The organism is Novosphingobium sp. BL-A-28-Hi1-0D (genome assembly GCF_055521755.1).
Map to the genome: position 1 here is coordinate 870,927 of NZ_CM145502.1, position 22,877 is coordinate 893,803.

The following is a 22,877-nucleotide window of genomic DNA, read 5'->3' on the forward strand; positions in this document are numbered from 1 at the left end:
CTAGCATTGATCCCAAGACGGGGCGGACGGGGTGGACGAGGCCGAAAAGAAGAAATGCAGCGAAATCGACATCTGTGACCTGTTCATCACGCCTGCAATCAAGCAGGCCGGATGGGATCAGATGCAGCAAATTCGCCGGGAGGTTACACTGGCACCTGGCCCGGTTGTCGTGCGCGGCAATCTGTCTTCCCGTAATAAGAAAAAGCGCAAATTTGCCGACTACGTTCTTTCGCTTAAGCCTGGCGTACCGCTGGCTGTCGTGGAAGCGAAGGACAACAAGCACACAATAAGCAGCGGCCTGCAGCAGGCGTTGGGCTACGCCGATATCATTGAGGTGCCCAGTGCCTTCAGCTCAAATGGCGATGGATTTGCCGAGCATAATCGCGCTGCGCCGGAAGGTGAGCCTGTCGAAACTGAGTTTGGCATGGACGCATTCCCTCACCCTCAAATCTTGTGGGATCGGTATCGGCGGTTCCACAAGATTGCCGATGAAGGTGAGCTTCTCGTTCAACAACCTTACCACGTCGATGCAACCGGCAAAGAACCGCGATATTACCAGTTGGATGCGATCAACCGCACCGTCGAGGCTGTAGCGAGGGGACAGAAGCGCGTCCTGCTCGTCATGGCGACGGGGACCGGCAAGACCTACACCACATTCCAAATCATCTGGAGATTGTGGAAGGCCGGGACAGCGAAACGTATCCTGTTCCTAGCTGACCGCAACATCCTGGTCGATCAAACGCTCGTCAACGATTTCAAGCCGTTTGGCGCGGCGATGACGAAGATCAAGAACCGCAAGATCGACCCTGCCTACGAAATCCACCTCGGGCTTTACCAGGCGATCACCGGAACGGACGAGGCGGACAAGATCTTCAAAACCGTCTCGCCCGATTTCTTCGACCTCATCGTCATCGACGAATGCCACCGGGGCAGCGCGGCCGAGGATTCAGCGTGGCGGGAGATTCTCGAATATTTTGGCAACGCCGTGCAGGTCGGCATGACCGCGACGCCCAAGGAGACCGAGTACGTCTCGAACATCACCTATTTCGGCGATCCGGTTTACACCTACACCCTGAAGCAGGGCATCGAAGACGGCTTCCTGGCGCCTTACAAGGTCATCCGGATCGATATCGACCGCGACGTGCTCGGCTGGACCCCGCCACCGGGAATGCTCGATGACCTTGGCGGCCTGATCGAAGATCGCGAATACAACCAGAGGGACATGGATCGCACCCTCGTTCTCAACCAGCGCACCAAGCTCGTTGCCGAACGAGTGATGAAGTTCCTGCGGGCAACCGATCCGATGTCGAAGACGATCATCTTCTGCGAGGACATCGACCACGCCGAACGGATGCGCAAAGCCATTGTCAACGCGGCGGGCAAGCTCGCCAAGGACAACAGCAAGTATGTTATGCGCATCACCGGTGACAGCTCCGAGGGCAAGGCAGAGCTGGATCGTTTCATTGACCCGGAAGAGCAATACCCCGTCATCGCCACCACATCACAGCTGCTGACAACCGGGGTCGATGCAAAGACCTGCAAGCTCATTGTCATCGACCGCACGATCAACTCGATGACCATGTTCAAGCAGATCATCGGGCGCGGCACTCGCATCGATGAGGACAACAACAAGTTCTTCTTCACGATCATGGACTTCAAGAAGGCAACCGAGCTGTTCCGTGACGACGCCTTCGATGGTCCGCCAATCGTGATCCTCGATGAAAACGACGACCCCAATGATCCTGGCCCTGATGATGAGGATCCGGAAACCGAGGACGGCGATGGCGGCGACGACGATGATGATGAGACCCCCGGCACACGCAAGTTCGTCGTCAGCGGCGTAACTGCGCGCGTCATGAACGAGCGGGTCGAGTACATTGGCAGCGATGGCAAGCTGGTGACCGAATCCTATCGGGATTACGCGCGCAAGCAGATTGCCGCTGAATACACTTCGCTCGATGAGTTCATCTGGCACTGGAATGCCAGCGAGCGCAAACAGGCGATCATCGACGAACTGGAACAGCGCGGCGTCATTCTGGAAAATCTGGCCGAAGAAGTCGGCAAGGATTTCGGCGATTTCGACTTGCTGGTCCATGTGGCGTTCGGGGCGCCGCCGCTTACCCGGCGCGAACGGGCCGAGAAGGTGAAGAAGCGCGGCTACTTCGCAAAATATGGCGAAAAGGCCCGCGCCGTGCTGGAGGCGCTGCTGGAGAAATACGCTGACGATGGTGTGGAAACCATTGAAGATGCAAAGGTTCTGCGCCTCCAGCCGTTCACCAAGCTCGGCACACCGATGGAGATCATCAAGGGTGCGTTCGGCGGCAAAGCTGCCTATGAGGCTGCGCTGAGAGAGCTCGAAGACGAGATTTACGAGCAGGCAGCAGGCGAATGAGTTTGAGCGAATGAGCAACGTTTCCGGTGTCATCAAATCCATCCAGGACATCATGCGCAAGGACGTCGGCGTTGATGGCGATGCCCAGCGGATCAGCCAGCTGGTCTGGATGTTCTTCCTCAAGATCCTCGATGACCGCGAGGCAGAGCTTGAGCTGATCGACGACGAGTTCCAGTCCCCGCTGCCAGAGCATCTGCGCTGGCGCAGCTGGGCGGCTGACCGGCAGGGCGATACTGGCGAGAAGCTGCTCGATTTCGTTAACGACACGCTCTTCCCCCGGCTCAAGGGCGGCGATTTGCCCACCCAAGGCGCGGTCGGCAAACGTGCGCAGATCATCCGCGACGTGTTCGAAGACACCTACAACTACATGAAATCGGGCACCCTGCTGCGGCAGGTGATCAACAAGATCAACGAGATCGATTTCAACAACAGCGAAGATCGCCACACCTTCGGCGCGATCTATGAGCAGGTGCTAAAAGACCTGCAAAGCGCCGGCAACGCCGGGGAGTTCTACACCCCCCGTGCCGTGACCCAGTTCATCATGAACCGGCTCAACCCCCGGCTGGACGAAGTTGTGTTCGATCCGGCCTGCGGCACCGGCGGCTTCCTCACCTGCGCGATCGAGCACAAGCGCAAGGCCATCAACGCGCCTGATGATCAGGAAATGCTGGGGCGCACCATTCGCGGGGTGGAGAAGAAGGCGCTGCCGCATATGCTGTGCATCACCAACATGATCCTGCACGGCATCGACACGCCCAGCGGCATCAGGCACGGCAACACGCTGGCCCGCGCCTATACCGACTATACCGAGAAAGACCGCGTTCCGGTGATCGCCACTAACCCGCCCTTTGGCGGGATGGAGGAGGACGGGATCGAGAACAATTTCCCCAGCCACCTGCGCACGCGGGAAACCGCAGACCTTTTCATGGCGCTGATCATCCGGATGCTGAAAACCGGCGGCCGCGCCGCCGTGGTGCTGCCCGATGGCTTCCTCTTCGGCGAAGGCGTGAAGTCCACACTCAAGCAGAGCCTGATCGAGGAGTGCAACCTCCACACCATCGTGCGCCTGCCAAACGGCGTGTTCGCGCCCTACACGGGCATCAAGACCAACATCCTGTTCTTCACCAAGGGCACGCCGACGAAGAACGTCTGGTTCTATGAGCATCCCTATCCGGACGGCGTAACCAGCTACAACAAGACCAAGCCGATGCGGTTTGAGGAGTTTGCCGCCGAACAGGCCTGGTGGGGCGACGAAGCCGATGGGTTCCGCGCGCGCCAGGAAACCGAACAGGCGTGGAAGATCGGCGCCGCCGATGTCGCCGCGCGCGGCTACAACCTCGATCTCAAAAACCCGCACACGCCGGAAAGCATTAGTCATGATCCCGATGCACTGCTCAAGGCCTATGCCGATCAGCAGCGAGACATCCAGTCTATCCGCGATCAGTTGAAGGGCATTCTGGCCGAGGCGCTGAGTAAAAGCGCATGAGCGACATTGCGGCCCTCGTCGCGGGCAATCTCGACATCTGGACCAGCGCCACCCAGCGCAAGAGCGCCGCGGGTCGCGGTGGCGGAAAGCGGATCAGCCTTTACGGGATCGAGCGGTTGAGGGCGTTAATCCTCGATCTGGCCGTGCGCGGAAAGCTGGTGCCGCAAGACTTCGTTGACGAGCCTGCGGCCGAAATCCTCAAGCGGGTAAAGTCTGAGCGGAATCGATTAATTGCAGCGCGGAAGGCGAAGGCAGGCAAGCCAATGCCTGTGCCGTCTGAATGGCCCTTTGCAATTCCCAATTGTTGGGCGTGGACCCAATTGGGGCAAGTTACCAACTACGGGCAGACAGACAAAGCCGATCCGGGAAGCGTTGATCCGGAAACCTGGGTGCTTGAACTGGAAGATGTTGAGAAAGGGACTTCACGACTGCTTGAACGCGTCCGATGCGCCGACCGGCCGTTTCAGAGCCAGAAGAACGCCTTCCAAGCTGGCGATGTGATTTACGGCAAGCTACGACCCTATCTTGATAAAGTCATCATTGCAGACGAGGCCGGGGTATGCACCACTGAAATGGTGCCGATGCGCGGATATGGCGAAATAACATCCGACTACATTAGGCTATTTCTGAAGACACCGTACTTCATTGGATTGGCCACCAATTCCGCACATGGGATGAACCTTCCCAGACTTGCAACGGAAACTGCACGTGCCGCTCCATTTGCTCTGCCACCCCTCGCCGAGCAGCGCCGCATTGTGGCCAAGGTCGATGAACTCATGGCGCTTTGCGATGTGCTGGAGCGGGAGAGCGCGGACGCGATGGCCGCGCATCAGGTGCTGGTGGAAGAACTGCTCGCCACGCTGGTGAACAGCGCTGATGCCACTGACCTCGCCACCAACTGGGCGCGGCTGGAAACCCATTTCGACACCCTCTTTACCACCGACGCCAGCATCGAAGCTCTCAAACAGACAATCCTCGACCTCGCCGTGCGCGGTAAGCTTGTGGAGCAGGATGCAGCAGATGGTGCCGCTACTGACCTTCTCAAAAGAATTTTGGCGAGCAATTCAAAGCGGGTTGCGACGGGCGATGCCAAGAAAATGCGGAGCAATAGCGATACTCCGTCAGGTCCAAACCCCTTCGATCTCCCGCCAAACTGGGTTTGGACTAGCCTCGACCGCATCGCTTATAAACTTACCGATGGCGCACATCACACGCCCACCTACACCGACGAGGGAGTGCCGTTTCTTTCCGTCAAAGACATGAGCTCGGGGAGCTTGGACTTCTCGGATACCCGCTTCATTTCGGCGGAGGAGCACGCAGACCTCTACAGGCGATGTGATCCCGAAAAAGGCGACCTTTTGATCACAAAGGTTGGAACTACCGGCGTTCCAGTCATTGTCGACACCGACCAACAATTCAGCCTGTTTGTCAGCGTAGCGTTGGTAAAAGCGCCGTGGGAGCTCGTTTCCGTTGAATATCTTAGACTTCTTGTAGACTCACCGTTCGTCCGGAAGCAATCTGCTGAAGGGACGCAGGGCATCGGCAACAAGAACCTAGTTTTGCGCACCATCGGAGCATTTCGTATTCCGCTTCCGCCCCTCGCCGAGCAGCAGCGCATCGTCGCCAAGGTCGATGCCCTGATGGCGCTGTGCGACCAGCTCAAAACCCGCCTAGCCGACGCGGCCCAAACCCAGCGCGACCTCGCCGACGCAATCACCGAGCGCGCGGCTGCCTGATGCCAAAACGAAAAGGGCCCGCGCCGACGCAGAAAACTGCTCGGGACCGGGCCATTGATGCCATCATCAAGGTAGCCTCGGCGCAAGCCCCTGAGTCAGCCGGCCCAATCCTGGTCCGAAAGGAAAGCCTTGGCGGGAACTCAAGCCGTGCATCTACGGCGAGGAAGCAGGAGAACCCGCGCAGCACTGGACCGGCAGCGCCGACAGCCCTTTCCATAGCCATGACAAAGGCGGGCTTGGTGCCTCCAAAGGCGCCCGCTCCCACGCCTGTCTCAAAACCCGCACCGCCTGCCAAGGCCGATCCGATCCAGCCCGCTCCTGCAAAGGCGATCGTCGAGACCGCGAAACTTATTGGCCGTCCGGCGCAACCTCCAAAGGCAAAACCGCCCAAGGCCAGTCCACCTGGCAAGAAGGCCAAGAAAGCCAAGCAGGCCAAGACGACCGCAAAGTCCGCGACAGGCAAAAAGCCGGGTTATCAGAAGCGCTCACGGTCGAGCCCCTTTCCCGAACTCGACATTGCTGCGCGGCTGGAGCGGATGCAGGAACGCCACAAGGCGGCGGCGGATACCATCGGGCGTATATCCAACCTTACGCCCGACACACTGGTGGCATTGTGGATGGAGTGGTTCCCGCGCGCGCACGATGCGCGCAGCAACTTTCAGCAACTCGCAAATGACTACATCGAGGCAATCGAAGGTGAATGGCACCGCCGGGCCATCCTCGCACGCCTTGATCCCGATCATTTCGATTGGCCGACCACCAGAGCAACACCCGGCAAAGGTGAAGCTGGCTCTTTCGAGCATGCAGAAGGTATTCTGGGCTACCTTGGCTACCATGTCGGCAAAACCGGCGAACCTTCATCGGCACGCCGTCAGGTCTTGCTTTCCCGCGTCTTCGAAGGCCCGCTTCCACCCATCAATGGCCCGGATTACATGGAGGAATGGAGCCAGCCGGACAGTCCAGCAAGATTGCGGAAAATGGCAGAAAGCATCGCCAGCGCCGTCAAATCGGCAAAACGCCGAAGCCATGCCGACTACGGATTGGCGATCAAGCACTGGGAGGAAGATTTGGCCTTCCTTTATCGGACTTACTACGTCGACAAGTTCAAGTTTGACTGGCCATTGCCAGATGCGCTGGAGCAACGCTGATGCGCCTTCGATCAGTCTGGATCAGCCAGTACAAGAACCTGCGCAATTTCAAGCTCACATTCGATGGCGATGGCTTCATCGATATCTTCGTGGGCAAGAACGGATCGGGCAAATCCAACTTCCTTGAAGCCCTGATCGAAATTTTCGACCACATCTTCGCCTTCGATCCCGACGCTGCGGGGCCAGGCTTCGACTATGCGATCAGCTTTGAAATCGCCGCGGCCGAAACCAGTTTCGAATGGCGCGATAGTGTTCTCACCATAAATGGGGACATTGGTCGGCGGACCATTGGCGTAACCCCGCTACCCGATCATATCCTCGTGTATTACTCCGGACACAATCCGAATGTCGGCGAACTGATCGACCGTTACGAACTCAAGTTCACCGCTAAGATAGACGGTCCGGGCTTTGCCGACAGCCCAAAAATCCTGCCCGTTGCAGGAGAGATCAAGGATCTCCTGCTAGCCATGATGCTGGTGCTGCCAGACGGTCACACCGGCCGCGCAGCATTACTTCAGCGCCTTGGCATCAGAATTGTCAAACCGGAAATCCGCGTAGTTCTGCAACGGCCCCAATATGCGAGGGGACGGAACGCAGCCCAATACAACGTAGACGATGTTGTGGGCGACAAATACTGGAAGCCTCGCGGGCCAACAAAGGATTTTCTTGCTCGGTTGGATGCCTGTCAAAGCCCCACCCCCCAGCGCGGCCCAATCCGAACCGAGGGATATCAGGCTCAGACGGATGCATACTTCCTCTTTCTGGATATAGAGCGCCTGCGGGCTGACTTTGCCGGCGAGGGCATCTGTTCGTTGTTCAGGCAGTTCTACAGCCTCAAGGTCTTGGACATGCTGGTGTCCATGTCAGTCGAAGTGGAGTTAGAGAGCGGGTTTTCAGGTGGCACGGCTGGCTTCAGTGACGGCCAGTTCCAGATGGTCTATTTGCTTGCCTCGGCAGAGCTTTTCAAAGATCGCAACGTCATCTCCCTGTTTGATGAACCTGATGCATTTCTGCACCCTGAGTGGCAGTTTGATTTTCTCCGCCAGGTCAATGCAATTTCCGAACAGGCCGCGCGGACCAATCACATTCTTATCAATACGCACAGTGCATCAACAGTCGTTTCCGACGTGCCATGCAGAATACGCAACTTTCAGTCTGGGGAGAATGGTCTGGAAGTGAATGAGGCCGACAAGGCTGATCTAGTGAAATCACTTTCTGCCGGGTTAATAACATTCTCGGAAAATGAAGTCTCATTAAGTATCGAACATATACTGTTGAACAATGACGGACCTGTTCTTTTCACAGAAGGTGTGTCGGACGCGCTTGTACTTACCACTGCCTGGGATCGCTTGTTTCCGAACGTAAGGCGAAATTTCGCCATCGAGTCGGCGTTCGGCTGCGCTTACCTAAGAAAGATGCTTCAAGAACAAGATTTTTTCGCCCTCCACTCAGCTAGAAAAATCTTTGGGCTTTTCGATTTCGATACAGCCTACAACGAGTGGAAAAACCTAGGTGAGCTGATTCAAGCCGACCCTTCAAAGTGCTTAACTCGGAAGCGGGCAGGTGGGGACTGGTTCGCAATGCTGCTACCGGTTGATCCGAAACTTTCTATCCGCAAGCAAGTATTGCGCCCTGGAACGAACAACGATTTCGCGCACAAATCCAAGCTTGATATGGAGCTAATGTTTTTTGATGCATTTGGGGTTGGTCAACATTTTGAAATTGATCCTACTGAGCCCTATGAGTGCATCCGTTTCGTCGGAAACAAATCGAGGTTCGCGAAAGACGTAGTTCCTGCGATTGAAGCGCAGCATTTTGAGCCGTTCCGTCCGATCTTCGACTTCATCCAAGCCAAGATCGCGCAGGCCTGATGGCCAAGGACCTCCCCACCATTATCGCGGGCGTTGCAGACCTCAAAGGCCTAGGCATCCTTGAACGTCGCATCGCTGAGCGCGGTGCGGGTACGCGGGAAATCAATCAGGCAATCGAAGCCAAATATGCCGAATTTGGGCGGATGATGGTCGCGCAGAAGACGGGCCTCGATCTCGCCGATCTTTCCCCTGCCGAAGACCGCATCGTCAACGCAATTGGCCGCTATGTCGCCCTACAGAAGCGTGATGGAAAAAATGCAGAGTACACGTTCCGGATCTTGCGCAATCGCGGCCTGATTGATGCGGCGGAAGTGACCGTCGCCCGATCGAGGGTGACGCAAGGATTTGAAGTGCTTGATCAGGCAGAGATGCGTGCGCTTTCGTTCGAACAGATAATTGTCGATCATCCTCAAGAGTTTTCAGCACGCGCGCTTTGGTATGCACACCGGACGCTAGGCCTGCCAAACGATAGTGAAAAGCCACCCGCTGATTCCGGCACGCTGACCCAGCAACGCACCGAGCTGGTTCTGGATTGGCTGGCTGACAGGGCTGCACTGCATGGCGGCATCCTGAAGGGATATGCAAACACCGATATTGGCTCGGTGTTGGGATTTGACGACCTCACCCGCCATGGCCGGGTGCTTGGCAACATCCAGTCGCGGCTTGATTTTGCCTGCTATCAGGCTGGCGTACCTCCGCTCGGCCTTTGCGTGGCAGAGCATTTTGCCAACGCGTGGTCGCAAGAAGGTCGAAAATGGCCATTCCCCGTGACGACGATGCGCCAAGCGGCACAAACCTTTCTGTGGTCGCCATCGGTCTTTGACGAGATCAGGGCCAATGCGCGTTTGTTGCCAGGCCAAGCCGCCATACCTTGGCGCAAGGAGCTGGCCGAGCAGGAAGCCGCTGTCCGCAAATGGGCAGAGGGGCTGGCTCCTTTCTCACAGGCCGATTTCGTGGTCCCTTCCGGGAAAGTCGATGATGTGGACTTGGCCGAGATCGAGCTAAAGCTGCTGGGTCGGAAACCATCAGTCCGTGAGCGGGTTAGCAAGTCTATTGAACGCGGGAGCATTGGCGCACGACTGAAGCGCGCGAATGGTTTTCGCTGCCAGATTTGCGACGCGCTCGGAATGGAGGCGTTGCGGTTCTTGAAGCCAGACGGCGAACATTACGTCGAAGCCCATCATGTGACGCCTGTCTCGGCACTGGAAATCGGATCGCTATCTGCCACCAACATTATGATCGTTTGCGCCAACCACCATCGGCAATTGCACTTCGGTGCGGTCAAGGTGGAGAGACAAGGAAATCAATTCATCCTGACAATTGATGCGAAAACGATCGCAATCCGGCGCTTCGCGCTATCGACCGGCTGAACTTACTGGATCATTGGGAAGACGAACACCACCTGAGCGGCAGGTCCCGACAAGTCAAAATCACGTCACGCTCATGGGGGTGGGGCGACTAAAAAAGATTGACTTTTTAGTGCCTTAGACACCCGACAAGTTGGAAGTAACTAGCGAACGGCGGACCAAGTCACTTTGACGGAGAAGCGACGAAGAGCGCAAATCGCCATTTTTCCCCAAGTATATCCGTCGCTTCCCGCCTGCGACAAGTCGCGTACGGTGTGGGGTCTTTTCTCGCTCTCGCTGGCCGGTTGCGGTGCCCGAGATCGACCTGTGGCATGGGTTCCGTTACCATGGGATTCGCTCGCCCGGCTGCGATCAAGCCGCCTTCACATACCCCCAGCAAGCACATTTGGGGGTATGATTGGGGGTATCTTGCAAAAATGCCCTGTCACAAAATAGCTGATTCTCGTACTTTTTGGGCTATTTTGCGGTTCCCGCTACCGCACAGCCGGGCAGCAGCTACTTCTGGCACTTGGCGCAGAAGAACGTCGAACGCCCGCCTTGGACGATCCGCTCCACCGCTGCGCCGCAGCTGCATGGCTCGCCCTCGCGGCCATAGACGCGCCAGTCCTTGGCGAAATAGCCCAGTTCGCCATCGGGCCGGGCATAGTCGCGCAAGGTGGAGCCGCCCGCCGCGATCGATTCCTCCAGCACTTCGCGGATGGCCGGAACCAGCAGGCCCAGCGCCTTGCGCGAGACCTTTCCGCCCTCGCGCTCGGGATGGATGTGTGCGCGATAGAGCGCTTCGCAAACGTAGATATTGCCGAGCCCCGCCACGATCCGCTGATCCAGCAGCAGCAGCTTCACCGCCGCAATGCGATCCTTGAACGCGGCGGCAAGGTGGCCCGCCGTCAGCCCCGGCCCCAGTGGCTCGGGTCCCAGCGCAGCAAACTGCGGCCATTGATCAAGCGCTGCGTCATCCACCAGATCGACGGAACCGAACCGCCGCGCATCGTTTAACGAAAGCACGCGGCCCTGCGCCGTCTCCAGCACAAGGTGATCGTGCTTGCCGATGTCCTCAGGATCGATTCGCCAGCGCCCCGACATGCCGAGGTGGAACACCATCGTCCGCTCGCGGTCAGTATGGATCAGACCATACTTCGCCCGCCGCGACAGCCCTGTCACCCGTGCTCCGGTCAGGCCTTGCGCAAGGTCTACCGGGAAAGGCCGCCGCAAGTCCGGCCGGTTCATGGCCACGCGGGTGATGACCTGCCCATCGAGCACGGTTGCAAGACCTCGCACGGTCGTTTCTACTTCGGGCAATTCGGGCATGTCGCCATCACCCCTAACAGTCTTTGCCGTCCGGGCAATTCCCCACTAAAGGGCCAAGGCATGAGCACCACGGAAACCGCACAAGAAACCGCCTCGTTCGGCTACGAAGACATCCCGGCAGACCAGAAGGAAGAGCGCGTCGGCGCGATCTTCTCGAACGTCGCGCGCAAGTACGATGTGATGAACGATGCGATGTCGGTGGGCATGCACCGCCTGTGGAAGGACAAGTTCGTGCGTCGGGTGCGCCCCCAGCCGGGCGAAGCGATTCTCGACATGGCGGGCGGCACGGGTGACATCGCCTTCCGCATGGCCAAGCACGGTGCGCAGATCACCGTGTCCGATATCAACCAGGACATGCTCGATGTGGGCATCGAACGCGCGGGCAAGCGCGGCATCGAAGGCCTGGAATGGTCGCGCCAGAACGCCGAGGAACTGACGTTCCCCGACCGCGTGTTCGATGCCTACACCATCGCTTTCGGCATCCGCAACGTGACCCACATCGACCGCGCCCTTGCCGAAGCGCACCGTGTGCTCAAGTTCGGCGGCCGCTTCTTCTGCCTCGAATTCTCGACCACCGAGTGGCCCGGCTTTTCCGAAATCTACGACGCCTATTCGCACAAGCTGGTGCCCAAGCTCGGCCAGATGATCGCGGGCGACGAAGACTCCTACCGCTACCTGATCGAATCGATCCGCCGCTTCCCGACGATGCCGGACTTCGAGAAGATGATCCAGGCCGCCGGGTTCAAGCGCACCCGGGTCGAGCCGATCCTCGGCGGTCTCGTTGCAATCCATTCGGGCTGGAAGGTCTGAGCGTTTGACCCTTCCCGCCACGCATATTCGCCGCCTGCTCGGCTGGGGCCGCACGCTTGCCCGCCACGGCGCGCTGCGCGGGATCGAGAACGATCCGAACACGCCTGCGCCGGTACGCACGCTGTGCAAGGTGGCGCGCTTCGGTACGCTCCAGCCGAAAACCCCGGACTATGCCGGTGCCTTCCGCGCCATCGGCCCGGCCGCGATCAAGCTCGGCCAGACGCTCGCCACCCGGCCGGACCTTGTCGGCGAGGAAGCCGCGCACAACCTGCTGGCCCTGCAGGACAACCTGCCCCCGGTCGCCTTCACGCTGATCCGCAAGGAAATCGAGAGCACGTTCGGAAAGCCGCTCGAAGCGCTGTACTCCTCGTTCGATCCCGAACCCATCGGCGCAGCTTCGGTCGCGCAGGTCCACCGCGCGGTGACGACCGAAGGCCGCAAGGTCGCGGTCAAGATCCTGCGCCCCGGCGTGCGCGAGAAGTTCGCCCGCGACATCGAGACCTATGAATGGGCCGCCGCCCACCTCGAAGGTTTGGGCGGCGAGGCTTCGCGCCTGCGTCCGCGCATGGTCATCGCCAACTTCAAGCGCTGGACCGTGCGCGAGCTGGACCTGCGCCGCGAAGCTGCCTCCGCCTCGGAACTGGCCGACACGATGCGTGCCCACGTAGGCTACCGCGTGCCAAACATCGACTGGGACCGCACCAACGGCCGGGTGATGACGCTCGACTGGATCGACGGCATCAAGATCAGCGATGTCGATGCACTCGACGCCGCAGGCCATGACCGCAAGAACCTCGCCCAGCGCCTCGTCCTCGCCTTCCTCACCCAGGCGATCAGTGGCGGCTATTTCCACGCCGACATGCACCAGGGCAATCTGTTCGTCGAACCCGATGGCACCATCGCCGCAATCGACTTCGGCATCATGGGCCGGATCGACCGTCGCGCCCGCCAGTGGCTCGCCGAGATCCTCTATGGCCTGACCACCGGCAACTACCGCCGCGTCGCCGAAATCCACTTCGAGGCGCAATACGTGCCGAGCTACCACTCGGTCGACGAGTTCGCCACGGCCTTGCGCGCGGTGGGTGAGCCGATGCGCGGCAAACCGGTCAGCGAACTCTCGGTCGGCCAGATGCTCGACGGGCTCTTTGCCATCACCCGCGATTTCGACATGCAGACCCAGCCGCACCTGCTGCTGCTGCAGAAGACCATGGTCATGGTCGAAGGCATCGCCACCCAGCTCGATCCCGAGATCAACATGTGGGAAACCTCGGCACCCTTCGTCCGCGCCTGGGTGCGCGACGAGCTTGGCCCCGAGGCTGCGATTGCCGACCGAATCCGCGACGACGCGCAGACGCTGTTGCGCATCCCCGACCTCATCCGCCGCATCGAGGACCGCTTCCCCCCCAAGGGCGGCGCTCCCGAAGCTCCGCCGCTGCCGAAGATCGAACTGATGTGGCAACGCAAGCGCCGCAAGCGCGGGCCCGGCCTGCTTGGCCAGATCGTCACCTTCCTCGCCGGCGGTGCCTTGGTCATCGGCACCCACGCGCTGGGCTGGTGGGGCTGAGAAGACCGCCACCTTGCCGCACAGATTTTCGCACCTGCGCCTGCCGAAGCGCCATTTCCACGCGCTGGACCTGTCGCGCCTGCTTGCCGCAATCATGGTGCTGTTCTGGCATTACCAGCACATCTTCGTGCCTCCGGTGCCGTACCATGTGAACGTCAACCGCGCGATCCAGCCGTGGTACGAATGGCTCAGCTGGTTCTACAATCATGGCCACACCGCCGTGCAGTATTTCTGGGCGGTCTCGGGCTTCGTTTTCGCCCACGTCTATCTTGCCGACACCAACTACAAGGCCCGCTTCTGGCTCGCCCGCGTGGCGCGCCTCTGGCCGCTGCACCTGCTGACGCTGGGCCTGATGGCGCTGCTGCAGGGCATCTACTTTGCCCGCACCGGCACCGAGTTCATCTACCACGTCAACGACATCAAGCACTTCCTGCTATCGATCCCCCTGATGCAGTACTGGGGCTGGCAGGAGGACCAGTCGTTCAACGGCCCGTCATGGTCGCTCTCGACCGAGATTCTGGCCTATCTCGTGTTCTTCGTCAGCATCCCGGCCCTGCGCCGCGCACCGCTGGCGCTCGCCCTGCCGATCGGCGCGCTGATGCTCTGGGCCATGCTCAGGAACGCGCCGAACAAGGACGTCCTCGCCTGCATCGGTTACTTCTTCCTTGGCTGCGCGGCCTATGGCGCCACGCTGAAAGGCTGGTTGCGCCCGGCCACTCTGCTGCCACTGGGCATGGCCCTGCTGGCCAGCGCCTTCCTGCTCAAGGCCGACTACCGCAGCGGCGATGCCGCTACCATCGCGGGCACGTTCTCGGTCCTGTTCCTGACCCTGGCGCTCGATCTCAACGACGACGATCACAGGGAGGGGGGTAGTCGCCTCAAGTTCGGCCAGAAGCTGGGCGATGCCTCCTACGGCATTTACCTGTGGCACATCCCGATCCAGCTGACGCTGGTCCTGATCATCGACGCCACCGGCCTCACCCGCGACATCGCCCGCGAGCCGTGGTTCCTGATCTTCTACGTGAGCCTTGCCATCGCCACCGGCTTCGTCAGCCACGCCCGGTTCGAACGCCCCGCCCAACGCGCCATCTTCGCGCTCTGGGCGCGATGGAAGGCACGGGCCAATCCCGTCGACAAGGAAAAGCCATGACCCCGTTCGAACTTCTCGCCCCGACCTATCTGCAGATGCTCGCCGCACTGTCGAACTGGCTGGACAAGGCCGAACGCGAATTACCTGTTGCGCAAGTGACTGCGCTGCCTTCAGCGCGGCTTGCGCCCGACATGTTCCCGTTCTCCACCCAGATCCGCTTTGCCTGCGCGCAGGCGCTGGAAGGCGTCCACCGGCTGCAGGGGATTGCCTTGCCACCCTTTCATGCGATCCTGCTGGAGGAAGGCCGCAACGCCGGGGAGCGGCCGGGATCGCTGGGCGACGCACGGGCAAGGATCGCCGAGACCATTGCGCTGGTATCGGCGTTGTCCGCAGGCGAAGGCGCCGACGGCACCGCTGCGATCGCACACGCGCTTCCCAATGGCATGGTGTTTGACCTGACCGCGGACCAGTACAGCCGTGACTGGGCGCTAGGGCAGTTCTACTTCCACATCATGATTGCCTACGCCATTCTTCGTCATCTGGGCGTCAGTCTGGGCAAGGCAGATTACGTCGCGCATATGTTCGCGTATCTCCGGCCCGGGACGAGGCCCACGGCCTGACCGGATCGTAGCCCAGGCAGGAAGGCTTGCGGCGTCACCCCGCAATCTCGCCCAGCTTGTGATGCGGCAGCATGCGCCACGCTGCCAGCATCAGCACCACGTGCGCGGCTTCCACCGCCATCGGCACCTGCCACCCCGGATAGGGACCGGTCAGCACCAGATCGAACGCGCGGCCCACGAACGAGGTCCCGAACAGCAGCGCCGGGACCAGCATAAGGTCCGCGTTCCTGCGCCACGCGCCCCACATCATGCAGAACGCCGCCACGCCAAAGAACGAGGTGAAGTCTGCGCGGATCGTCGAGACGCCGCCAAGGCCCGTCGCGGCAATGCCGAAGCCCGTCGCCGCCTGCTCCGGTCCCGTCAGGAAGCCGATAGCCAGGAACAGGTCGAACAGACCTGCAAGGAACACCAGCGCCGTCAGTATCAGTCTCATCACACCATCCCCCGTTCTCGTTTGTTGCGAACTGTGCCGCATCGGCGCTCCGCACGCAAAAGGATTGCGCGAGCGCGCCCACCATTGCACAAGCGCCAGCCATGAACGGCACCCTGAACAGTCGGCGCATCCTGCTCATCATCGGCGGCGGCATCGCGGCCTACAAGTCGTGCGAACTCGTCCGCCTGCTGCGCAAGGAAGGGGCGGACGTCACCTGTGTGCTGACCGAAGGCGGCGCGCATTTCGTCACGGCCATGACGCTGGCGGCGCTGAGCGAGAACCCCGTCCACACCACGCTGTGGGACCTCAAGAACGAAGTCGAGATGGGCCACATCCAGCTCTCCCGCCAGGCCGATCTCGTCGTCGTCTGCCCGGCCACGGCAGACCTCATGGCGCGCATGGCCGGTGGCATTGCCAACGATCTCGCCACCACGCTGCTCCTCGCCACCGACAAGCCGGTCCTCGCCGTCCCTGCGATGAACGTGCGGATGTGGCAGCACCCTGCCACGCAGCGCAACGTCGCCACCCTGCGCGGCGATGGCATCACCGTGATGGAGCCCGACGAAGGCGCGATGGCCTGTGGCGAATTCGGCCCCGGCAGGCTGCCCGAACCGCCTGCAATCTGTGCGGAGATCGCCCGTCAGCTCGATCACCGCGCGCGACCGCTCTCCGGCAAACACGTCCTCATCACCGCAGGCCCCACCCACGAGCCGATCGACCCAGTGCGCTACATCGCCAACCGCTCCAGCGGCAAGCAGGGCTATGCGATCGCCGCCGCCGCCGCAAAGGCGGGCGCAAAGGTCACGCTCGTCTCCGGCCCGGTCAACCTGCCCACACCGCCCGGCGTCACCCGCGTCGACGTCGAGACCGCCCGCCAGATGGCCGCTGCTGTCGAGGCCGCGCTGCCCGCCGATGTCGCGATCATGGTCGCCGCCGTGGCCGACTGGCGCAGCGAGGAGCAAGCCGCGCAGAAGATCAAGAAGGACGGCTCGGGCCAGGTCCCGCCGCTGCACCTCGTTGAAAACCCCGATATCCTCGCGGGCCTGTGCAAGTCCGATCGCCGCCCGCCGCTGGTCGTCGGCTTTGCCGCCGAAACCAACGACGTGCTCGATCACGCCCGCGCCAAGCTTGCGCGCAAGGGTGCCGACTGGATCGTCGCCAACGATGTCGCCACACACCAGATGGGCGGCGAGATCAACGCCCTGCATTTCGTCAGCGCCAGCGGCGTCGAAAGCCTTCCCGAACTGCCCAAGGACGCGGCCGCCGCCCTCCTGATCGAAAGAATTGCCGATGCACTCGCCTGAAGTCCCCGTCCTGTTGAAGCGCCTGCCCCACGGCGCAGACCTGCCGCTGCCCGCCTATGCGACCGAAGGCGCGGCCGGCATGGACGTGGTCTCGGCGGAGGACGTCGATCTTGCCCCCGGCGCACGCCACGCCGTCGCCACCGGGCTCTCGGTCGCAATCCCCGCAGGCTACGAAATCCAGGTCCGCCCCCGCTCGGGCCTCGCGCTCAAGCACGGCGTCACCGTGCCCAACACCCCCGGCACCATCGACAGCGACTATCGCGGCGAGCTGAAGGTCATCATGATCAACCTCGGTACGGAAGTCTTCTCCATCCGCCGGGGTGACCGCGTCGCCCAGCTGGTCCTCGCCCCGGTCACGCGCGGCACCTGGGTCGAGGTCGATGAACTAGACCACACCGCCCGCGGCGAAGGCGGCTTCGGCTCGACCGGCGGCGTCGCTGCGCTCAAGGGCTGAGAAGCCACCCCCACCCCCTCGCGCTCATCCTGAGCCTGTCGAAGGGGGGAGGGGGATGCGAGACCTGCTCCAGCCCTCCCGCAGGCGGGAGGGCCGCGAGACTTACTGAAAGCAGTGAAGTTAGTCGCAGCGGCGTGGGCACCCAACGTCAGCGATAAAAAAGGCCCCGCATCCCTGCGAGGCCTCTTTCAAATCCAGAACGACAAAGATCAGTCGACCTTCTTCACCGTCTTCTTTTCCGGCGCGATCGAGATTCTCACCGTTTCCCCGTTGTTGCCGGGGAAGTCGGTGAACATCGCCTCGACGAGGTTCGGCACGACATAGGACAGACGGTTCGACGAGGATGCAGCCTCGGCCTTGCCTTCAAACAGGCGCTGGCCATCGGCACGGCGGTCGATCTTGAGGTCGATGCCCGAGGTATAGACAGTCACGACGTCAACGCCGCCGCCCCAGCCGCCACCGCCGAAGAAGAACGGATCGTTCCATCCCCAGCCCCAGCCGCCGCCGACAAAGCCACGACGGCCCCAGCCGCCCCGACCCCAACCCGGGCCCCAGCCGCCCCAGCCACCCCAACCGCCCCAGAACGGGTCGGCAAAGCCGGTGGAGCGCACGCGGTCACGACCGCCATCGATGCCATAGTCGAATTTGACCAGCAGGTCGGCGGCTTCCGGGCTGGCCGGACGATAGCCGAGCTTTTCCATCTGCTTGCCGACCAGCGAGGCATACTGCGCGAACTCGAGTCCACCGGCATCCCTGGGATCGTCAGCCACGACTGCGAAAGTCTGTCCGGCGGGCGCAGGCAGCTGCGCCTGGAAACGCTTGACGTCGGCCTTGAACGGGGTGGTGCAACCGGCGAGCGTGACGAGCATCAGCGAAACTGCCGAAAGCCCGAGCAGCCTGCGCCGCGTGGGGGAAGAGGGCTTCACTTGCGAAACGGAATTCATCCTTGCGACTCCTGTTATGCGTCCGCCGCCCCTTGCCAGACACACGCACTGCATAGCATGCCGCCTTTTTGGACGGGAAGTGCTGAATGCACGTTGAATGGTGCCTGCAACATATGTTGCAGGCACGTAACGTTTCGCAACGAACTTGCGAAAAATCAGCCCCTTACAAGGCCGAGTGCCTGATAGGTCTTCGCCAGCGTCGGCGCGGCAAGGTCGCGGGCCTTCAGTGCACCCTTGGCAAGGATCGCGTCCAGCGCCTCGCCATCCTCACGCAGTTCGCGATAACGCGCCGCCATGGGTGACAGCGTCTCGACCAGCAGCTCGCCCAGCGCAGGCTTGAACTTGCCAAAGCCCTGGCCCTCGAACTGCGTGAGCACTTCGGCAGGCGAAGTGCCCGCCATCGCCGCATAGATGCCGACGAGGTTGTTCGCCTCGGGCCGTCCGGCCAGCCCTTCGACCGTGCCCGGCAGCGGCTCGGGGTCGGTCTTGGCCTTCTTCACCTTCTGCATGATCGCATCGGCATCGTCGGTAAGATTGATGCGGCTCATGTCCGAAGGATCGGACTTGCTCATCTTGGCCGAGCCATCGCGCAGGGACATGATGCGTGCGGCTTCTGGCGGGATGATCGGATCGGGCAGCGTGAACAGCGGCGCGTCTTCTGAACAGAAGTCGTTGTTGAACTTCTGCGCGATGTCGCGCGCCAGCTCCAGATGCTGCTTCTGGTCCTCACCCACCGGCACGTGCGTCGCCTGATAGAGCAGCACGTCAGCCGCCTGCAGCACCGGATAGGTGAACAGCGCCACGCTCGCGCCTTCGCGGTTCTTGCCCGCCTTATCCTTCCACTGCGTCATGCGGTTGAGCCAGCCCATCCGCGCCGTGCCATTGAGCAACCATTGCAGCTCGGCATGGGCCGGAACCTGCGCCTGGTTGAACAGGATCGACTTGTCCGGATCGATCCCGCACGAAACCAGCGCCGCAACCATTTCACGCGTGTTGGCAGCCAGCTCTGCCGGGGAATGCGGCATCGAAATGGCGTGAAGATCGGCGAGGAAATAGAGGCACTGCCCGCCCTTGGCCGACCATTCGTCCTGCATGCGCACCCAGTTCCGGATCGCACCCAGGTAATTGCCGAGGTGGAGATTGCCGGTTGGCTGGATGCCCGAAACGATACGCATTTGACTGCCTTCAGTTGGAGCGGCGACGCCGCAGGAGAAGCTTGAGGTCGTCCACCCGGAAAGCCCCGGTCAGGACGGCGGCAAGGCCATAGACGACGACCCCGGACGTGACCAGAGACGCCATCGCCGCGATCCGGATAGTCCATGTGCCATGGACATAGGGCATCACCAGCCCCTGTCCTGCCCAGAGGACCGCCCCCATCGCCACCGCCGCCAGCGCCAGCCGCACCGTCCGCCGCTTGAGCCTGGCGTCCGCCGCAAAGTGCCCGCGCTTGACCAGCGTATGATAGAGCAGCCAGACGTTGACGGTCGACGCGATGGCCGTCGCCAGCGGCGGGCCCATGTGCTTGAGCGGCACGATCAGCGCAAGATTGCCGACGAGGTTCACCACCATCGAGATCGTGGCATATCGCACCGGCGTCTTGGTATCCTGCCGCGCGTAGTAACCCGGCGTCAGCACCTTCACCAGAATGTAGCTGGGAAGGCCGATCGAGAACGCCGCCAGCGCCTGCGCGGTAAAGTGCGTGTCGTTGGCGTCGAACTTGCCATAGCCGAACAGCGCCGCAGCAATCGGCTCGCCGCACAGCACCAGCGCGACCGTCGCGGGCAGCGTCAGCAGCAGCGCCAGCTCCATCCCCCGGTTCTGCGTCTCCATCGCGGCGGCCTCTTCGCCCCCGCCTAACTGGCGCGAGATCGTCGGCAGCAGCACGGTGCCAAGCCCGATGCCGATCAGCCCCAGCGGCAACTGGTTCAGCCTGTCGGCCATGTAGATATAAGTGACCGAGCCATGATCGAGCAGCGATGCGGCAAGCGCGGTCGAGATCACCAGATTGATCTGCACCGCCCCTGCACCCGCTGCCGCCGGCAGGATCAGCTTGAGCAGCTGCTTCACTTCCGGCGAAAACCGTGGACGCCGCAAACGCAGCCGCACGCCATTCTTGCGGCAGGCCCACGCCAGCCACGCCAGCTGCAGCGCGCCCGAAACCGAGACCGCAATCGCCTGATTGCGCGCGGTCACCAGCGGATCGTCGGAATGGAAGCCCAGCAGCGCCACGATCAGCGTCAGGTTCAGCAGGATCGGCGCCGCCGCATTGACCCAGAACTTGCCCAGCGAATTGAGAATGCCGCCAAACAGCGAGACGATGCTGATCAGCATCAGATAGGGAATCGTCCAGCGCGACAGTTCCACCGCATAGGCAAACTGATCCGCACTCACCCCGTTGAACCTGCCCGAAAGCAGCAGCGTCACCGGCCAGGCGAAGACCTCGAGCACCACCGTCATGAACAGCAGCACCGGCAGCAGCACCGCCAGCGCCGCCTCGGCAAAGTCCAGCCCGTCGCGCAGGCCCTTGCCCTCGGGGTCGGCGACCTTCTTGTTGAACATCGGGATGAAGGCGCTGGCAAACGCCCCTTCGGCAAACAGCGCGCGGAACATGTTGGGCAGCCGGAACGCGACAAGGAACGCGTCGGAAGCAAACGCCGCGCCGACAAACCGCGCGAACAGGCTGTCGCGCACGAGGCCCAGAATGCGGCTGAGCAGCGTCAGCCCGCCAATCGAACCGGTGGCCTTGAGGAGGTTCATGGGCGCATCCCTCGGGCCACCGGATCAGGTGTCAGATCAGGCCTGACCGGCCGGAGTCGCTTCTGCCGTCGCCTGGGCCTGCGCCAGCTGCTGCATGTACAGGCCGGTGAAGTCGACCGGCTCGAGCATCAGCGGCGGATAGCCCAGATCGCGCACGGCATCGGCGATGATGCGGCGGGCGAACGGGAACAGGATGCGCGGACCTTCGGCAAACAGGAACGGATGGGCCTGATCGTCGGGCACGTTGCGCATGCCGATGAGGCCGCAATAGGCCAGCTCGACGATGAACGCAGTGCCCTGCGCGCCCTTCGAGGTCACGTTGATCTTCAGCTCGATCTCGTGGATCTCGGGCTGGATCGCGCGGGCCGAGATGTTGAAGTCCACTGCGATGTCGGGCGCTTCGGTCCACTGGTAGGATTCGGGCGCATTCGGGTTTTCGACCGAAAGGTCCTTCACGTACTGCGAGATCAGGCCGATCGCGGGCGAGGTATCCTCACCGTTCGGCATCGGGCCATCAAGGTTGAGATTCGAGATGATGTTGCCTTCGTCGGCCATGAGAGACGTGCTTTCTGTCTGGGTTTCCCTTGGTCGGCGCGACTAGCACCATGGGGTTTGCCCCGCAATCCGCCTTTCTCTGGAACCAAACTGCCACAGACGGGCGAAATTTCAGCCCAAGTGATCAGCCCAAAGGGCCATGCACGCGTTGTTCATTTGTAATCCGTACCTATTTGAGGCACGTTGGAATGACGCCATGCGCTCTTGCAGGCCATGGACAGTTCGGGAATCTTGCGCGTGATTGTTCAAATTGTGATCCTGGCGATGATTGCAGCCTTCCTCGGCCTGCGTCTCTATTCCGTCCTCGGCCGCCGGCCCGAGCGTGACGAGGAGCCGATGCGCCGCCGGATCGAACAGCCCGATCCCTCCGCGCAGAACCCCAAGGCCGCCCAGCCGCCCGTGACGCAAGCGGGTGGCTCGGCCGCTCCCCGCTCGCGTGAGCTGGCAGCGCCTGAAATCAACACGTTCGACAACAGCGCCGAAGCTGGCGTGCGCGCCATCATTTCGGCTGATCGCCGCTTCGATGTCGCCCAGTTCCTCGCCGGGTCGAAGGGCGCCTATGCCATGATCCTCGAAGCCTTCTGGCGTGGCGACAAGGACGAGCTGGCCCAGCTTTGCGACGCTGACGTGCTCGAAGGCTTCACCGCCGCGATCGATGCCCGCACCGCAGCTGGCGAAGTGATCGACGCGCGCGTGATTCGCATCGAGGAAGCGCGCATCGTCGCCGCCTCGATCGAAGGCCGCACCGCGCGCATCACCGTCCGCTTCCTGGCTGACATCGCCTCGGTCACCCGCAACGCCGAAGGTCAGGTCATCGCCGGTTCGCTCGACGATGCCATCGAAGCACGCGACCTGTGGACCTTCAGCCGCGACCTCACCTCGCGCGATCCCGACTGGCTGCTCGACGAGACCGACGAGGCCTGATCGGCCACTTGCCAGCAAGGCGTACCGCTGTAGTCTCCAACTATGGCCTCCGCATTTCGTCACCCTGAACTCGTTTCAGGGTCCATCTTTCCCCACCCACGGACGGTGCAGGCC

The 22,877-nt window shown here is 61.5% G+C and carries 19 protein-coding genes; 13 read left to right on the forward strand and 6 right to left on the reverse strand.

All coding sequences use genetic code 11. From position 1 onward, the window contains the following. Positions 1 to 31: 31 nt before the first annotated feature. The 6 genes from hsdR to ACZ1JW_RS04455 all read left to right on the forward strand — a co-directional run bounded on the left by hsdR (position 32) and on the right by ACZ1JW_RS04455 (position 10,003). Positions 32 to 2,392 (forward strand): EcoAI/FtnUII family type I restriction enzme subunit R, encoded by a 2,361-nt coding sequence (hsdR, locus tag ACZ1JW_RS04430; protein WP_465142086.1) that lies wholly within the window; start codon positions 32 to 34, stop codon positions 2,390 to 2,392. Positions 2,393 to 2,402: 10 nt separating this feature from the next. Continuing rightward, complete coding sequence (locus ACZ1JW_RS04435; RefSeq protein ID WP_465142087.1) at positions 2,403 to 3,878, forward strand: type I restriction-modification system subunit M; 1,476 nt, start codon at positions 2,403 to 2,405, stop codon at positions 3,876 to 3,878. After that, the gene (locus tag ACZ1JW_RS04440; RefSeq protein WP_465142088.1) at positions 3,875 to 5,614 is read left to right on the forward strand and encodes a restriction endonuclease subunit S; all 1,740 of its coding nucleotides are present in this window, start codon (positions 3,875 to 3,877) and stop codon (positions 5,612 to 5,614) included. Before ACZ1JW_RS04435 ends, ACZ1JW_RS04440 begins: the two co-directional genes overlap by 4 nt. A 221-nt stretch (positions 5,615 to 5,835) precedes the next feature. Then, entirely contained in the window at positions 5,836 to 6,762 is a 927-nt protein-coding gene (locus tag ACZ1JW_RS04445) for a hypothetical protein (RefSeq protein WP_465142089.1), read from the forward strand. Beyond that, entirely contained in the window at positions 6,762 to 8,633 is a 1,872-nt protein-coding gene (locus ACZ1JW_RS04450) for an AAA family ATPase (protein WP_465142090.1), read from the forward strand. The genes ACZ1JW_RS04445 and ACZ1JW_RS04450 overlap by 1 nt, the downstream gene beginning before the upstream one ends. Further along, the gene (locus tag ACZ1JW_RS04455; protein ID WP_465142091.1) at positions 8,633 to 10,003 is read left to right on the forward strand and encodes an HNH endonuclease; all 1,371 of its coding nucleotides are present in this window, start codon (positions 8,633 to 8,635) and stop codon (positions 10,001 to 10,003) included. The genes ACZ1JW_RS04450 and ACZ1JW_RS04455 overlap by 1 nt, the downstream gene beginning before the upstream one ends. 492 nt (positions 10,004 to 10,495) lie before the next feature. Here the strand turns inward: ACZ1JW_RS04455 and mutM are convergent, their stop codons facing one another. Continuing rightward, a complete protein-coding gene (gene mutM, locus ACZ1JW_RS04460) occupies positions 10,496 to 11,308 on the reverse strand; it encodes a bifunctional DNA-formamidopyrimidine glycosylase/DNA-(apurinic or apyrimidinic site) lyase (protein ID WP_465142092.1) in 813 nt (270 codons plus the stop codon). A gap of 60 nt (positions 11,309 to 11,368) precedes the next feature. Here mutM and ubiE point away from each other — a divergent pair, with 60 nt between their 5' ends. The 4 genes from ubiE to ACZ1JW_RS04480 are packed head-to-tail and all read left to right on the forward strand — an operon-like array spanning position 11,369 to position 15,392. Further along, entirely contained in the window at positions 11,369 to 12,118 is a 750-nt protein-coding gene (gene ubiE / locus ACZ1JW_RS04465) for a bifunctional demethylmenaquinone methyltransferase/2-methoxy-6-polyprenyl-1,4-benzoquinol methylase UbiE (RefSeq protein ID WP_465142093.1), read from the forward strand. A 4-nt stretch (positions 12,119 to 12,122) separates the two neighbouring features. Beyond that, positions 12,123 to 13,682 carry a 2-polyprenylphenol 6-hydroxylase gene (gene ubiB / locus ACZ1JW_RS04470; protein ID WP_465142094.1) on the forward strand — a complete coding sequence of 520 codons (1,560 nt, stop codon included), beginning with the start codon at positions 12,123 to 12,125 and terminating at the stop codon, positions 13,680 to 13,682. Positions 13,683 to 13,695: 13 nt separating this feature from the next. Beyond that, positions 13,696 to 14,832 carry an acyltransferase family protein gene (locus tag ACZ1JW_RS04475; protein ID WP_465142095.1) on the forward strand — a complete coding sequence of 379 codons (1,137 nt, stop codon included), beginning with the start codon at positions 13,696 to 13,698 and terminating at the stop codon, positions 14,830 to 14,832. Continuing rightward, a complete protein-coding gene (locus ACZ1JW_RS04480) occupies positions 14,829 to 15,392 on the forward strand; it encodes a DUF1993 domain-containing protein (protein ID WP_465124675.1) in 564 nt (187 codons plus the stop codon). The genes ACZ1JW_RS04475 and ACZ1JW_RS04480 overlap by 4 nt, the downstream gene beginning before the upstream one ends. A 34-nt stretch (positions 15,393 to 15,426) precedes the next feature. Here the strand turns inward: ACZ1JW_RS04480 and ACZ1JW_RS04485 are convergent, their stop codons facing one another. Beyond that, complete coding sequence (locus ACZ1JW_RS04485; RefSeq protein ID WP_465124674.1) at positions 15,427 to 15,825, reverse strand: hypothetical protein; 399 nt, start codon at positions 15,823 to 15,825, stop codon at positions 15,427 to 15,429. A 101-nt stretch (positions 15,826 to 15,926) separates the two neighbouring features. Between ACZ1JW_RS04485 and coaBC the strand changes: the two genes are divergently transcribed. Together coaBC and dut are read left to right on the forward strand one after the other, a co-directional pair. After that, complete coding sequence (coaBC, locus tag ACZ1JW_RS04490; protein ID WP_465142096.1) at positions 15,927 to 17,129, forward strand: bifunctional phosphopantothenoylcysteine decarboxylase/phosphopantothenate--cysteine ligase CoaBC; 1,203 nt, start codon at positions 15,927 to 15,929, stop codon at positions 17,127 to 17,129. Continuing rightward, complete coding sequence (dut, locus tag ACZ1JW_RS04495) at positions 17,116 to 17,583, forward strand: dUTP diphosphatase (protein ID WP_465124672.1); 468 nt, start codon at positions 17,116 to 17,118, stop codon at positions 17,581 to 17,583. The genes coaBC and dut overlap by 14 nt, the downstream gene beginning before the upstream one ends. A gap of 209 nt (positions 17,584 to 17,792) precedes the next feature. Here the strand turns inward: dut and ACZ1JW_RS04500 are convergent, their stop codons facing one another. The 4 genes from ACZ1JW_RS04500 to secB form a co-directional block, all read right to left on the reverse strand. Beyond that, entirely contained in the window at positions 17,793 to 18,527 is a 735-nt protein-coding gene (locus ACZ1JW_RS04500; RefSeq protein ID WP_465124671.1) for a DUF4136 domain-containing protein, read from the reverse strand. Between the two features lie 155 nt (positions 18,528 to 18,682). Then, positions 18,683 to 19,702, reverse strand: a complete 1,020-nt coding sequence (gene trpS / locus ACZ1JW_RS04505; protein WP_465124670.1) for a tryptophan--tRNA ligase — start codon at positions 19,700 to 19,702, stop codon at positions 18,683 to 18,685. Between the two features lie 10 nt (positions 19,703 to 19,712). Beyond that, on the reverse strand, positions 19,713 to 21,284 hold the full coding sequence (gene murJ, locus ACZ1JW_RS04510; protein WP_465142097.1) for a murein biosynthesis integral membrane protein MurJ: 1,572 nt from the start codon (positions 21,282 to 21,284) through the stop codon (positions 19,713 to 19,715). A 36-nt stretch (positions 21,285 to 21,320) separates the two neighbouring features. Beyond that, the gene (gene secB, locus ACZ1JW_RS04515) at positions 21,321 to 21,839 is read right to left on the reverse strand and encodes a protein-export chaperone SecB (RefSeq protein ID WP_465142098.1); all 519 of its coding nucleotides are present in this window, start codon (positions 21,837 to 21,839) and stop codon (positions 21,321 to 21,323) included. 237 nt (positions 21,840 to 22,076) lie between these two features. On the opposite strand from secB, the gene ACZ1JW_RS04520 reads away from it, so the two are divergent. Beyond that, positions 22,077 to 22,763, forward strand: a complete 687-nt coding sequence (locus ACZ1JW_RS04520) for a Tim44/TimA family putative adaptor protein (protein ID WP_465124666.1) — start codon at positions 22,077 to 22,079, stop codon at positions 22,761 to 22,763. The last annotated feature ends 114 nt before the right edge of the window (positions 22,764 to 22,877 follow it).